Source organism: Lacinutrix sp. Bg11-31 (genome assembly GCF_002831665.1).
Classification (GTDB): Bacteria; Bacteroidota; Bacteroidia; order Flavobacteriales; family Flavobacteriaceae; genus Lacinutrix.
On the sequence record NZ_CP025118.1, the window covers coordinates 3,080,568 to 3,095,437 of the forward strand.

General features: G+C 30.0%; 15 protein-coding genes and 1 pseudogene. 13 read left to right on the forward strand and 3 right to left on the reverse strand.

The genetic code is table 11. The features are described 5' to 3' along the window. The first annotated feature begins 2 nt into the window (after positions 1–2). From CW733_RS13805 to CW733_RS13835, 7 genes are all read left to right on the forward strand, one after another. Complete coding sequence (locus CW733_RS13805) at positions 3–569, forward strand: hypothetical protein (RefSeq protein WP_100997737.1); 567 nt, start codon at positions 3–5, stop codon at positions 567–569. 623 nt (positions 570–1,192) lie between these two features. Then, positions 1,193–1,999, forward strand: coding sequence for a sensor histidine kinase (locus CW733_RS13815; RefSeq protein ID WP_100997739.1), 807 nt, complete (start codon positions 1,193–1,195; stop codon positions 1,997–1,999). Beyond that, positions 1,989–2,732, forward strand: coding sequence for a LytTR family DNA-binding domain-containing protein (locus CW733_RS13820; RefSeq protein ID WP_100997740.1), 744 nt, complete (start codon positions 1,989–1,991; stop codon positions 2,730–2,732). Before CW733_RS13815 ends, CW733_RS13820 begins: the two co-directional genes overlap by 11 nt. Before the next feature lie 98 nt (positions 2,733–2,830). Further along, positions 2,831–3,010: a hypothetical protein gene (locus CW733_RS16460; protein ID WP_157811582.1), complete on the forward strand. Its 180-nt coding sequence runs from the start codon at positions 2,831–2,833 to the stop codon at positions 3,008–3,010. Between the two features lie 91 nt (positions 3,011–3,101). Beyond that, positions 3,102–3,311, forward strand: a complete 210-nt coding sequence (locus CW733_RS13825; protein WP_100997741.1) for a T9SS type A sorting domain-containing protein — start codon at positions 3,102–3,104, stop codon at positions 3,309–3,311. A gap of 80 nt (positions 3,312–3,391) precedes the next feature. Then, complete coding sequence (locus CW733_RS13830) at positions 3,392–3,736, forward strand: hypothetical protein (protein WP_100997742.1); 345 nt, start codon at positions 3,392–3,394, stop codon at positions 3,734–3,736. Between the two features lie 92 nt (positions 3,737–3,828). Continuing rightward, positions 3,829–4,323 carry a hypothetical protein gene (locus CW733_RS13835; RefSeq protein WP_100997743.1) on the forward strand — a complete coding sequence of 165 codons (495 nt, stop codon included), beginning with the start codon at positions 3,829–3,831 and terminating at the stop codon, positions 4,321–4,323. Positions 4,324–4,387: 64 nt separating this feature from the next. Here CW733_RS13835 and CW733_RS13840 read toward each other — a convergent pair whose 3' ends face one another. After that, a complete protein-coding gene (locus CW733_RS13840; protein ID WP_100997744.1) occupies positions 4,388–6,514 on the reverse strand; it encodes a Tex family protein in 2,127 nt (708 codons plus the stop codon). Positions 6,515–6,945: 431 nt separating this feature from the next. On the opposite strand from CW733_RS13840, the gene cysQ reads away from it, so the two are divergent. From cysQ to CW733_RS13865, 6 genes are all read left to right on the forward strand, one after another. After that, positions 6,946–7,743 (forward strand): 3'(2'),5'-bisphosphate nucleotidase CysQ, encoded by a 798-nt coding sequence (cysQ, locus tag CW733_RS13845; protein ID WP_100997745.1) that lies wholly within the window; start codon positions 6,946–6,948, stop codon positions 7,741–7,743. Between the two features lie 169 nt (positions 7,744–7,912). After that, on the forward strand, positions 7,913–8,527 hold the full coding sequence (gene cysC, locus CW733_RS13850) for an adenylyl-sulfate kinase (RefSeq protein WP_100997746.1): 615 nt from the start codon (positions 7,913–7,915) through the stop codon (positions 8,525–8,527). After that, positions 8,520–9,425, forward strand: coding sequence for a sulfate adenylyltransferase subunit CysD (gene cysD, locus CW733_RS13855; protein WP_100997747.1), 906 nt, complete (start codon positions 8,520–8,522; stop codon positions 9,423–9,425). The genes cysC and cysD overlap by 8 nt, the downstream gene beginning before the upstream one ends. A 76-nt stretch (positions 9,426–9,501) precedes the next feature. Then, positions 9,502–10,758: a sulfate adenylyltransferase subunit 1 gene (locus CW733_RS13860; protein WP_232730429.1), complete on the forward strand. Its 1,257-nt coding sequence runs from the start codon at positions 9,502–9,504 to the stop codon at positions 10,756–10,758. 24 nt (positions 10,759–10,782) lie between these two features. Further along, positions 10,783–10,980, forward strand: coding sequence for a hypothetical protein (locus CW733_RS16465; RefSeq protein ID WP_157811583.1), 198 nt, complete (start codon positions 10,783–10,785; stop codon positions 10,978–10,980). Further along, the gene (locus CW733_RS13865; RefSeq protein WP_100997749.1) at positions 10,964–13,492 is read left to right on the forward strand and encodes an alkaline phosphatase family protein; all 2,529 of its coding nucleotides are present in this window, start codon (positions 10,964–10,966) and stop codon (positions 13,490–13,492) included. Before CW733_RS16465 ends, CW733_RS13865 begins: the two co-directional genes overlap by 17 nt. A gap of 61 nt (positions 13,493–13,553) precedes the next feature. Here CW733_RS13865 and CW733_RS13870 read toward each other — a convergent pair whose 3' ends face one another. Both CW733_RS13870 and CW733_RS13875 read right to left on the reverse strand, forming a co-directional pair. After that, the gene (locus CW733_RS13870) at positions 13,554–14,354 is read right to left on the reverse strand and encodes a T9SS type A sorting domain-containing protein (RefSeq protein ID WP_157811584.1); all 801 of its coding nucleotides are present in this window, start codon (positions 14,352–14,354) and stop codon (positions 13,554–13,556) included. 289 nt (positions 14,355–14,643) lie between these two features. After that, positions 14,644–14,802: pseudogene (locus tag CW733_RS13875) on the reverse strand (Tex-like N-terminal domain-containing protein); the annotation flags it as partial. Between the last annotated feature and the right edge of the window lie 68 nt (positions 14,803–14,870).

Sequence of the window (14,870 nt, forward strand, 5' to 3'; positions counted from 1 at the left end):
AAATGAAAAATCTAGCATCAAAATCACTTTTTATAATATGTATTGCACTGGCAGTATTACTTTTTAAAGAATGTGAAGCAAATAAGAATAGCGATTGTAATTACGAAGATCCAACCGGATTAATAACACAAGTTGAAGCAGAATTAAAAGAAGAAACTTTTAAAAAGAAAGAAATGCTTAAAAACAATGTCTTATTGCAAGTGTTAAATAATGATTTGGATAATCAAGATGCAATTATGCAACTAGAAATACGTAAGCAACAGTTGGCTGCTGCGAATATTCCAGTTGGTGGAGAGAATCGAGAAGTATGGTTCGATTTAGAAAACCTTGAAAACTATATTAATTATGTAAAAACAAAATCTACAGAATTAGGTTATGAAAACTTAGGTTTAAGAGTATATTTTGCAGCGAAAGAAGATGGTAATGTAAAGACAACAGTGTTTTTTGCACCAACTTATAGAGAAGGTGTAAGAGGTGCTGAAGATGATCAAAACACAGTTGGGATAGATAGATTGAATTTCGGAAATAGCGGAATGCCAGCTTTCGAACATACATCTGGAGGAAACTAAAATGATGATTTATTTTAAAATAGCACTTATTATTGTTCAATTAACGGCACTTATTTTTGCTGTTAATTATTGGGATAGTTACAAAAACACTAATCAACGCTATTTTTTGTTTTTAATAATATTTTCTACCATAATAGATCAAGGAGCATTATTACTTAGTATGTGTTTAGAGTATAGAATTAATTTTTTATATAATATCCTAATAATAGTTTTAGGGTACTTTTATTTATACTGGTTTAATAAAATTATTAATAATAAAAAACTAATTAAACTGCTTGTTGTTTTATTTAGTTTTTCAACGATACTTTCTTTAGTATTCTTACACTTTTATGATGATTTCTTCACTTATTTACTAACCATTGAAACTATAGTAATTTTAATTTGTTCGGTATTATGTTTTACGGAGTTAATTAAGGATAATAAGGTCGTTAACTATTATAAGTCACAGAGATTTTGGATAGTCGTAGGACTATTAGTTTTTTATATTGGCTTTTTGCCATTGCATTTACTCATGTCCATTATTAAAGCTAATACTGTGGAATACCAATCTGCAATACTAATATTAAATGTAATTTTATATGGATGTTATTGTTATAGTTTTGTTGTTAGTAAATTTAAAATAGATGAGTAAAGATTTAGATTCAGTATTGTTTATTCTTTTTGCAATTGCACTACTTGTAATTGGTGCAGTTGTATTCCTATTTATAACTTTCAATAACCGAAAAAATGAACTGCTACAAGAACAATTAGAAACTAAACTTAAGAATCAAAAACGGCAACATAATCTAGAATTAAATGCTTTACGAGCACAAATGAATCCGCATTTTGTTCATAATTCGCTTAATGCAATTCAATATTATATTCAGTTAAATGAGGTAGAAAAAAGTGAAGATTATCTCGCTAAATTTTCAAAATTAATGCGATTGTTTTTCGAGTATTCAAGAAAACAAAATATCTCTTTAGAGAACGAATTAAAATTATTAAACAACTATCTCGAAATTGAAAAATTACGGTTCGAAGATAGCCTAGAGTACACCGTTGACGTCGATTTAAAATTGGATACCGAATATTTACTTTTACCTCCAATGATTTTACAGCCTATTTTAGAGAATGCTATAAATCATGGGATATTTCATAAAAAAGGAAAAGGAACTCTAGAGCTTAAGTTTGTTTACATAAACAATAATAGCTTTAAAGTAGAGGTGGTAGATAATGGTATAGGTGTAAATAAAGCTCGTGAGCTGTCTAAAAACAAAAAGCAAACCCATACAGAACATTCTAGTTTTGTACTCGAAGAACGTTTAACTCTATTAAAAGAAAGTAACAATTGGGATATCGACTTTACCATTTTAGATCGCTCAGAACACGAAGAAAACCAAACTGGAACAAGAGTAGTTTTAGTATTTAAAGACACCGAAAATGACCATTAAAACCATATTAGTAGACGATGAGCGCAAAGCTATAGCTATTTTAAAAAATAAGTTAGAACGCTTATGTCCAGATATAGAAATTATAGCAGAAACCCAAAACCCTAAAGAAGGTATAGACTTAATAAAGGAACTGAAACCAGATTTAGTTTTTATGGATATTGCAATGCCAGAGTTAAGTGGTTTCGATGTTTTAAAACAGTTTGAGAAACCAGATTTCGAAATAATTTTTGCTACTGCTTTCGATAATTATGCTATAGAAGCCATAAAGCATTGTGCTATTGGTTATCTAGTAAAACCAGTAGATAATAACGATTTGGTGGAAGCTGTTAATAATGCAAAACATAATATTGAAGAGAAAACGGCACTAATAAAAAACAAGCAGTTAATAGAAAACTTAGGAGTACAAACGTTTCAAAAAAAGAAAATAATTGTGCCAAGCATAGAAGGTTTGGAGTTTGTTAAAATAGAAGATGTTATTCATTGCGAAGGAGAAACAGGCTATACCAAAATTCATTTAAGAAACGGTAAACCATTGTTAAGTTCTAATAGTATTGGGCATTTTAGTAAAATGCTTGAGAATAATGATTTTTACCTCGTCCATAAATCACACTTAATAAACTTAAGTTACATAGAGAAATATCTAAACGAAGGTTATGTAGTTTTAAGTGGGAATACTAAAATTCCAGTATCACGAAATCGTAGGCAACAATTTTTAGAACAATTAAAAAAATAGCATAAAAACTTGATTTTCAATTAATTAATTATTAATTTTATGTAATTGATTGATAGCGGTATAATTTAAATTCATTAATATTATGAAAAAAATCACTATTGCTTTACTTATTTTTTTCGTCTTTTAGCAGTCACGCTCAATTTCAAATTGATGTTCCCGAGACTTGGGAAACGGATGTGTGGTTTGGTACAGAATGGGCTTTTGCATCAATAGTTACTTACACGTTTAATACAGATTGCTTACCCAACCGAAAGGGTTACCCAAAATTACTTCTTTAACAGTTGGGTAAATGTATCAAGAGATAGAAGAACATATCCAACATGTGCTACATTATCAATTGAAGGTTTTAATGCAGATAATATAAAAGTAATGCCAAATCCAACATCAGAAACTATTAAGATTAATGCTAATTTTGGAAGTGAATTTAGAACTTCAGTTTTAGATTTAAATGGAAGAGTATTACTTTCAAATATAAAAGGAAAAACAATTAATGTGTCTCAGTTTGCGGATGGTATTTATCTTTTAATCATTCAAAATAATGACAAAAAAATAACAAAACGCATAGTTGTAAAAAAATAAAGCTAAATTATTTTATGCAAAAATTTAGCATATCCTTAACAAATTATAATATAACTTTGTACTACAATTTAAGTATTAACATGGCAAAGTTTAAGTATATAGTTATAGCTCTTCTATTGGGCTTGTCTACTTTCTTTTTTACAGAAAGCGAGACTACTATTGCTATAAAAAACACCTTGCCGCAAAACACAGTGCAAACTAGTACTGGTTTTAATACTCAAGGTATAATTGTAAATTCTCAAATAGATTTTACGGTCAACCTTTCTCAAGAAGATAATGTTCCATTTTTTAAACAATTAGGTTTAATAAATGCAGTTTACAAAGAACAGCAAGAGAATTACTTGGTGTATGAGAAAACGAGTAAACTTATTGATGTTAGCTTAACTACAAAACAAATTATTTTCCCATTTCATTGGTTTACGTAAACGCAACAGTTTTTTAAAACTATTGCAATACTAATCTTTTACGTAAAGATTTGGTGTTGATTTACTATACTTTCAATCAAAAAATTACAACAATGAAATTATCATTCACATTAATAGAAATACTAGTGGTGTCAAGCGTTTTCGTACCATTCCTTATATTCGTTTACAAAGGGCTTAATAGCACTTCAAAAACAAAACAAAAAGCAGAAAAAACAACTAAATTAAGTGGGTTCAATTATAAATTAAAAGAGGTTTGGAACAATAAATTTATTGGCCTTGCTCAAGACAATAATATGTTAACCTACATTCAGTTTAATAACGATAATCATAAGGTTTTTAACCTAAAACTATCCGAGATTAAGTCTTGCGAATTAGTTACAAACTATAAAACAGGAAAGGATAAGGTAACAAGATTGGAATATCTAGATTTAAAAATTGCATTTCATTCTTTTAAAAAAGAAGAAGTAACCTTACACTTTTTTAATACAGACGATGGCTATACCGAAGATTACGAAATGCGTAGAATAGAAAACTGGAATAGTATAATTAACAGTAATATAAATGCAAGTTTGAAAAAAGCATCATAATTGCTATTTAATATTAGTTCAAAAAAAAGCATCAACCTTAAATTGGTTTGATGCTTTTTTTATATTATTTATGTAGCTTCAATTGTATTCGTTTTCTAGTAACATCTACTTCCAAAACTTTTACAGTAATTTGTTGGTGTAAATGCACATGCTCATTTACATCTTTTACAAAACTATCCGATAGATTAGAGACGTGTATCAATCCACTTTCTTTAATTCCAACATCTACAAAACAACCAAAAGCAGTTATGTTATTTACTATTCCTGGTAATAATTGTCCGGAATGTAAGTCGGTAATCGATTTAATATCTTGGTTAAAACTAAACGCTTTAGCCATTTCTCTAATATCGAGTCCGGGTTTTTTAAGTTCTTTAATAATATCTTCAAGCGTTAATAATCCAACAGATTCTGTACAATATTTTTTTAAATTTATTTTCTGAAGAACGGCCTCGTTACCAATTAATTCTCGAATAGTAACACCTTCGTCTTTAGCCATTTTTTCGACTATTTTATAGCTTTCAGGGTGCACTGAAGAATCGTCTAAAGGATTTTTAGCCTCTTTAATTCTAAGGAAAGCAGCACCTTGCTCGAAAGCCTTTCCGCCTAAGCGAGGTACTTTTTTAATATCATTTCTAGATTTGTAAACACCGTTTTTATTTCTATAATTAAAGATGTTTTCGGCCAATTTGGGTCCAATTCCAGAAACAGAACTTAATAATGGAACACTTGCAGTATTAATGTTTACACCAACGGCATTTACACAATTCTCTACTACAACATCCAGTTGTTTTTGTAATTTATTCTGATCTACATCGTGTTGGTATTGCCCAACACCAATAGATTTAGCATCAATTTTAACGAGCTCTGCTAACGGATCTTGTAAACGTCTTCCAATAGAAATAGAACCTCTAACGGTTACATCGTAATCAGGAAACTCATCTCTTGCAATTTTAGATGCCGAATAAATACTAGCTCCAGCTTCACTAACTATAAATACTTGTACATCGTTTTTAAACTGAACTTTTTTAACAATAGCCTCTGTTTCTCGAGATGCTGTTCCGTTACCAATAGCGATAGCTTCAATTTTATAAGTCTCGACTAATGATGCTATTTTATTTATAGCTCCAATACTGTCGCTTTTTGGAGGATGCGGATAAATAGTGTCGTTATGTAATAAAGTGCCTTGTGCATCTAAGCAAACTACTTTACAGCCTGTTCTAAAACCTGGATCGATAGCTAACACTCGTTTTTCTCCTATTGGCGAACCTAATAGTAATTGTTTTAAGTTTTTAGAGAAAACTGTAATTGCGGCTTCGTCTGCTTTTTCTTTAGCATTACTTAAAGCTTCGTTACTTAAAGACGGAAATAATAAACGTTTGTAAGCATCGGAAATAGCAAGTTCTATTTGGTCTGCACATCCATTTTTACTTCTAATTATTTTTCTATCAATATTCTCTAATGCTTTTATAGTATCTATTTCAATTTTCACTCTTATAAAACCTTCGTTTTCTGCTCTTAAAATAGCTAATAGTCTATGGGATGGGATACGTTGTAAGCTTTCCGACCAGTCGAAATAATCTCTAAATTTTTGAGCCTTTTCATCTTCAATTTTGGCTTTAACCACTTTTGTAGAAATTTGAGCATGTCGCTCTAATTGGTTTCTTAAATTGTTTCTAGTGTCAGTACGCTCGTTAATCCATTCTGCAATAATATGTCTTGCGCCTTCTAGAGCATCATCAACAGAGGTAACATCACCTTTTACGTATTTGTAAGCAATAGACTCTACGTCGTTTGCATTTTGGCTCATTATTATTTTAGCCAATGGTTCTAAACCATTTTTTCTTGCAGTTTCTGCTTTTGTTTTTCGCTTTTTCTTGAATGGTAAGTAAAGGTCTTCAAGAGTTACTAAGTCTGTGCAGCTTTCAATTTTTAACTTTAAATCTTCAGTTAAAATAGCTTGTTCTTCTAACGCTTTAATAATTGCCTTTTTACGTTTCTCTAAGGCTTCAAAAAGTTCTTTGTATTTTACAATATCTCCAATTTGAACTTCGTCTAAATTGCCTGTAGCTTCTTTTCTGTAACGAGAAATAAAAGGAATTGTACAGTCTTCGTTAAGTAATTTAATAGTGTTCTTAACTGAAGTTTCGACTAGTTGAGTATTAGAAACTATGTACGATAATAATAATGTCATTAAAGCTGAATTTATATTAAATTATAATTAATCACATTAATTTCAAAATTAATAGCTGCGAAAAATATAAATTTTATGGTTTTAAATAGATTGTAATATATCATTTTCTTAATAAAATAAAGAAAAATTATCTTTGATAAAGATTGCTTTTAAAAATAAATATTTTAGCTAAATCGGATAGATAGCAAATTATTTGTGTTAAATATTGACAAAAGAAAAAGTATAGAAATTGTTGATGTTTTTAAAGAACGAACCAAGTGTTTTTGAATTTCATAAGTGTATTAGTAAATAAAATATTTTAAAACTAAGAGTTAGGTTTAATTTGTTAAGAGTTTTAAATTAAAGAAGTAAAATAAATTTAAAACGAATAATAACAAACTAATATTTCTTTTATTTATAATATTACACTATAATTAATTTTGGATATACAAATGAATAACGCACAACTAGAATTAGCTATTAAAGCCTGCTTACATGCAGGAAAAGTAATTATGGAAGTTTATAATTCCAATATAAATGTGAAATATAAAACCGATAAATCTCCAATTACAGAGGCTGATGAACGAGCAAATGATATAATTACTAACCTTCTTAGATCTACTGGGATACCTATAATTTCTGAAGAAAATAAACAAACAGATTACCAGATTAGAAAAAAATGGAAATCATGTTGGATTGTAGATCCTGTTGATGGAACAAAAGAGTTTATTAAACGTAATGGAGAATTTACGGTTAATATTGCGTTAGTAACTAATAGTAAGCCAGAATTAGGTGTAATTTATGTGCCAGTAACTAAGACTATTTATTTTGCCCATGTAAATACAAACGAAGCCTTTAAAGCAGAATTGAAAACCCATGATTCTTCAATAAAAGATATTTTTAATTCTGTAACTAGATTACAACCAAAAATAGTAAAGTCTAATACTATTCAAGTAGTTGCAAGTCGTTCACATATGAATCAAGAAACATTAAATTTTATTGAAATTATTAAAAGAGAAGGAAAAGATGTAGAAGTGGTTTCAAAGGGAAGTTCTCTAAAATTCTGTTTGGTAGCAGAAGGGAAAGCAGATGTATACCCTAGATTTGCTCCAACTATGGAATGGGATACAGCTGCAGGTCAAGCAATTTGTAATGCAGTTGGAATAAATGTAATTTCTAAAGAAACAAACGAAGCATTGTTATATAATAAAAAAGAATTATTAAATCCTTGGTTTTTGGTCTCTAAATAGATTCTTGCTTGTTTCTAGAAAACAATAACTTATAGAATTATAATCAATATTTTATTTTTTGTGATTTCTAGTAAACCATTACAAGATTAAAAATAAAGTTTTCAGAAGTAGTAACAAAAATGTTATTATATTACTTACGAGAAAGAACATGTTATAAATTAAGTTTTAAATGGGCGAAAAAAATAAATTTGATATTATTTCACATAATTATCAAGTTGATGTAAAGGGTAGAAGAGCACTAAATAACCATAATTCATTTTTAATATGGTTTACAGGTTTTTCGGGTTCTGGTAAGTCTACAATTGCTAATCTGGTTGAATTGGAATTACATAAAATGGGAATTAAAACATATCTACTTGATGGAGATAATGTAAGGAAAGGATTAAATACAGATTTAACATTTACTCCTAAGGACAGAACAGAAAACATAAGACGAATAGCGGAAACAGCAAATTTAATGGTAGACTCAGGTTTAGTAGTCTTGGCAGCGTTTATTTCTCCTTATAAAAAAGACAGAGAGAATATAAAAACCATAGTTAAAGCAATTAATTATATAGAAATTTATATAAATACTAGTATTGAGATTTGTGAGCAAAGAGATGTGAAAGGGCTTTATAAAAAAGCAAGAAATGGTGAAATAAAGAATATGACTGGAATTTCTGCGCCATACGAAGCTCCAGAAAACCCAGACATTGAGATTAAAACAGAAGATGGAACAGTTAAAAAAGCAGTTGAGTACATATTAGAATATATTAAACCAAAATTAAAATATAGTAATGAGTAAGTACTATTTAAATTATTTAGACGAATTAGAAAGCGAAGCAATATTTGTTTTGCGTGAAGTATTTGCGCAATTTGAAAATCCGGTAATATTATTTTCTGGTGGTAAAGATTCAATTCTAGTAACTCATTTAGCAAGAAAAGCTTTTTATCCAGCAAAAATTCCATTTCCACTAATGCACATTGACACTGGTCATAATTTTCCAGAAACGATTCAATTTAGAAACGATATTATTAAAGAATTAGAACTAAAATTAATAGTAGGATGCGTTCAAGAGTCTATAGATAGCGGACGTGTAGTCGAAGAAAAAGGAAAAAAAGCAACACGTAATGCACTCCAAATAACAACCTTGTTGGATGCAATAGAAACTAATACCATTGATTGTGCTATTGGAGGAGGAAGACGTGATGAAGAAAAATCAAGAGCAAAAGAGCGTTTTTTTTCTCACCGTGATGATTTTGGACAATGGGATCCTAAAAATCAAAGACCAGAATTATGGAACATATTTAATGGAAAACATTTTCAAGGAGAACACTTTAGAGTATTTCCTATAAGTAATTGGACAGAAATGGATGTTTGGAATTATATAAAAAGAGAAAATCTTGCTGTACCATCATTATATTTTGCTCACGAAAGAGAGGTTGTTTGGAGACAAAATACATGGATTCCAAATTCAAAATTTTTGAGATTAGAAGCACATGAAGAGGTGGTTACAAAAAAAATACGTTTTAGAACCTTGGGAGATATTACAATTACTGGTGGAGATGAGTCTGAGGCAGATACATTAGAAAAAATCACAATAGAAGTTGCAGGGAAGAGGAATACTGAACGTGGAAATAGAAGTGATGACAAGCGATCTGAATCCGCAATGGAAGATAGAAAACGTCAAGGTTATTTCTAAAAATTAAAAATTTGTCTATTCTAATTGAATATTAAACATAGCATAAGTTAAAATAAGACCCTATTTCAATAAAAAAATCATGTTAGATAACAATCAATTACTACGTTTTACAACAGCAGGAAGTGTAGATTGTGGAAAGAGTACTTTAATAGGTCGTTTGCTTTACGATTCAAAATCAATATTTGAGGACCAACTAGAAGCGATAACAAATACGAGTAAAAAGAAAGGATATGAAGGTATAGATTTGGCTTTGTTTACAGATGGTTTAAGAGATGAGCGAGAACAAGGCATAACTATAGACGTTGCTTATCGGTATTTTACAACACCAAAACGTAAATTTATAATAGCAGATACGCCAGGACATATTCAATACACACGTAACATGGTTACAGGTGCATCAACGGCTAATGTAGCAACTATTTTAATAGATGCCAGACATGGTGTTATAGAGCAAACTAAAAGACATGCTTTTATAGCATCATTATTACAAATACCACACATTATTGTTTGTGTAAATAAGATGGATTTAGTAGATTTTTCTGAAGACATATTTAATAAAATCATCTCTCAGTTTGAAGATATATCCTCAAAAATGTTAGTTAAAGATGTACGTTTTATACCAATCAGTGCATTGTTAGGTGATAATGTTGTGAATAAATCTAAGAATATGGATTGGTATCAAGACGCTCCAATGTTGCATATATTAGAAACAATGCATATTAGTAGCGATATTAATAAGGTAGATGCGCGCTTTCCTGTGCAAACAGTTCTAAGACCACAAAGAAGTGAATTTAGAGATTATCGTGGCTATGCTGGAAGAATTGCAAGTGGAGTACTTAGAATAGGTGATGAGGTCACGATAATGCCATCAGGATTTACATCAAAAATTAAATCAATAAACACTATAGATAAGACTATTAAAGAAGCTTTTGCTCCTATGTCAGTATCAATAACATTAGATGATGATATAGATGTAAGTAGAGGAGATATGATTGTTCGTTCCAATAATAAACCAGAAGCTTTACAAGATTTGGAAGTAATGCTTTGTTGGTTAAATAATAGTGTTGCAAAGCCAAGAACTAAGTATACTATAAAACATACATCCAATACTCAAAAAGCAATAATTAAAGAGGTTATTTATAAAATAGACGTTAACAGTTTAGAGCGTAATAGTGAAAATAAAGAGTTAAAAATGAATGATATTTCTAAAGTTAAAATAAGAACAACAAAGCCACTTATGGTTGATTCTTACAGAGAAAATAGAATAACAGGAAGTATTATTCTTATAGATGATACCACTAACGAAACTGTAGCAGCAGGTATGATAGTATAATTGAAATTCTTAAGGTTTTAAAAATTGAAGGGTAAAAGTAGTTATTCTATTTTTATGCTTGCCAATACAAAAGATATGAGTGAAAAATTGAAAAAACAGCCTATCGAGGTTACCGAATTAGGATCACTTGGTCTTTTTGCTATAGGTGACCTAGGATTGAGAGCATGGCGTAAAGTGAAAAAAGAAGCAAAATTAAAAAGAGAGAATGAAAAAGAAGAATAAGGTACTCTTATTAGGTTGGGATGCTGCCGATTGGAAAATTATAGGTCCTTTATTAGCAAAGGGACAAATGCCAGCTTTAAAGAAGTTAATTGATAAAGGTGTTTATGGCAACATGGCTACCATGAATCCGCCATATTCTCCTATGTTATGGTCTACAGTCGCTACAGGAAAAACACCAGATAAGCATGGTGTTTTGGGCTTTTTAGAGCTAGCGCCTGATTTAAAAGGAATAAGACCTGTAACCGCATCTTCACGAAAGTCTAGAGCATTATGGAATATTTTCCACAATCAAGGTTTAAAGAGTAATCTCGTAGGTTGGTGGCCAAGTTTTCCCGCAGAACCTATAAATGGGGTTGTTGTAACAGATAAGTTTCAAAAAGTAAACATAAACCCAAACCTCAAAAATCCAATTGTTGAAGGTACAATTCACCCAAATGATTTAGTTAAAGACTTACATGATTTACGCGTGCATCCTTCAGAAATAACTGAAGCTCATATATTACCATTTATCCCAAAGGCAGGAAAAATTGATCAAGAAAAAGATCAAGGATTACAAACGTTTGCTAAAGTTATGGCAGAGAACGTGTCATTACATAATGCGGCCACAAATTTAATGCGCACCACAGAATGGGATTTTATGGCTGTATATTATGATTTTATAGATCATTTTTGTCATGCGTTTATGAAATTTCATCCACCTAAATTACCATCAATTCCTCAAGATTTATTCGAAATATATAATGATTGTATATTTAGTGCTTATCGTTTTCAAGATATGATGTTAGGCAGAATGTTAGATTTGGTAGACAATGATACCACTGTTATTGTAATGTCTGACCATGGTTATGAGTCTGGAAATAAGCGCATTCTTAAAATGCCAAAATATCAGGCAGCACCTGCTTTAGAGCATCGACAATTTGGAATGTTTGTTGCAGCTGGTCCAAATATTAAAAAGAACGAAAAGGTTTTTGGATTAGGGTTGGTAGATGTTACTCCTACTATTTTGCATATGTTTGATCTTCCTGTAGGTAAAGATATGGATGGTAAAATTGCATTAGATATTTTTGAGGATGTAAAACCTCCTAAATTTATTGATAGTTGGGAAACCATAGAAGGTGATTTTGGAGAAAACTCTAAGCATGAGAAAAACGATCAATTAAATGATCAAGAAGCAATGCAACAGTTAATTGATTTAGGATATATTGAGGCTCCAGATGAAAAAATAGAAGTCTCAATTTTAAAAACTAAATGTGACTTAAAACATAATTTAGCACGTGTTTATCAAGGTAAAAAAGATTATAAAAATGCGAAGCCTATATTATTAGAGCTTATTCAAGAAAAAGAACCTGTTGATGTTATTCCATACTTTATGGATTTATTATCAATTAGCTTAGAAGAGCAAGAATTTGATAAGGCCGAAAGCTATCTTAATGAGTTAAGAACACGCGATAAAAAATTTAAAATTAACACCTATTTCTCTGAAGCAAAAATTTTATTAAGCAAAAATAAAGTAGCTAAAGCATTAGAGCTGCTAACAAAAGCAAAAAACAAAAAGCCAAATGGTGAAGTTTGGTTTCAAATAGGTAAAATCCATATGCGATTAGACCATTTTGAAAATGCCAAAGAAGCCTTTGAAAATGCGTTAAAATTTGAAATTGATAGCGCTAAATATCACCAAGCATTAGCTGTAACTTTAATTAGAACGAATCAATTTGAAGAAGCTGCAGAACATGCACTCACAGCCATTGAGCTTATTAAATATTTCCCTGAAGCACATTATACGCTTGGAGAAGCTCTTGAGAAATTAGGAGACAAAGAGAATGCAAAAAAAGCATACGAAACAGCAGCAGCATTAAAACCAAAAACTCACCATAGAGCAGAAAAAGCTATTGAAAACATTAATGAGGCACTAGAAAACCCTATTGTGTTTAAAGATAAAAGTAATTTTAAATACAGAAAAGATCAAATAGTAATTGTTTCTGGATTACCAAGATCTGGAACTTCATTAATGATGCAAATGCTGGATAAAGGCGGACTTGAAGTTTTAACAGATTCTAATCGTAAAGCAGATAAGTCTAACCCAAAGGGATATTTAGAATTTGAACCTGTAAAGACTTTACACAGAGACAATAGTTGGTTAGATAAAGCACAAAACAAATCACTTAAAGTTGTGGCTCCGTTACTTAAATTTCTAGACCCAAAATATCGTTATAAAGTTATTTTTATGAATAGAGATTTAAATGAAGTACTTAAATCTCAACAAAAAATGATAGGTAAAGATGTAGATACCTTTCCTGTAAAATTATTTGAAACGTATAAAAAACACTTAAAACAAGTAGAACACTGGAAAGATAAAGAGCCAAGTGTAGAATTAATTTATGTAGATTATAAAGAGGCATTAAATAACACCAGTACTACAGTGAAAAAAGTGATTTCATTTATTGGTAAGGCAATGAATGAAGAACATATGGAATCTTGTGTTGATAAAACATTGTATAGAAATAAGAGTTAAAACAAAAAAAGCGTTTACTAGTGTAAACGCTTTTTAAATTATTTAGAAAATTGTGCTTTAATTAAAGCACAATTTTCTTTCTAATTACTGATTTAGTATTAGTTAATTCTAAAATGTAAAGACCAGTAGCTGTAGCATTTGCTTCAACAACAAAACTAGAACCTGTAGTTGTACCATCTAGAACTTGTTTACCTTCCATATTAACTAATCTATAATTAGTAGCTTCTGGTAAATTATATAATCCTATACTCTTGTCTAGAGCTACAATTTTAATTTCGTCTAAAGCAAGAGTCTCTACAGATAATGTTTGTTGCCCTGCATTAAGTGCTGTATTAGCAGTATCGCTATATGCTAAATCTTTTACAGTCCATACGTTACCAGTACCATCAACATCAAGTCGTACCCAACCATAATGAGTACTACCACTAATGTTAAATCTTAATCCTAAGTAACCATCAGTTGTATTATCCCAGTTACCAATACTACCAGAACTATAGTTTAAGGATTGAAAACCACCAGCAAAACCATTATTAAACCAGGCAGTAGCACCACTAGAGATAGCTGTACCATTAGTAAGTGCAAATGGATAAGCATAAGTAGCTCCACCACTACCTAAAACATCATTACTAGCTGTTAATGGGGTAATAAATAAGTTTGACCCATTATGATTAATATTAAAGTCATCAGTACCATTATTATCAATGTCAATAAGAAAAGTATCTCCACTCCCACCAGTAAAATCGGTAATATCGTTATAGATTACAGACTGTCCGTTAATGTCATTAACACCAACAATAGCAGCAGTTAAAGCACCGTATTTTACAAGTTTTTTGGATAATTTTAAAGAAGTAGTTTTTTTCATAAGTTTAATTGTGTTTGTTAGTAGATGAAAATTAAACATTTTTAAAGAATAAAACTAAATTTACCGTAATTAATTTTAGTTTTTAGTTTCGGTTTACGAATTTATATTGGAATTGAATGATTTTTTAATCGTTTAACTATAAGTCCATTATTACTTTAATAATTTGAAAATATAAATCACTTTTCCACTTCAAATAACACCCTTGTTACTAAATTAATAAAAATGTTTGTTTTTGATTAATTATACTATTATTACGGAACTTTCTGTTATTTTGGATGTAATTATTATTTACAATATCTCCAATTTGAACTTCGTCTAAATTGCCTGTAGCTTCTTTTCTATAACGAGAAATAAAAGGAATTGTACAGTCTTCGTTAAGTAATTTAATAGTGTTCTTAACTGAAGACTCAGGTAAGCTAGTATGGGATAGTATATATTTTAAAAGCATAAAAAAGACCTTATCTTTTTAAGTAAAATAAGGTCTTGTAATATATTTAATCTTGGGTTTATTCCGAA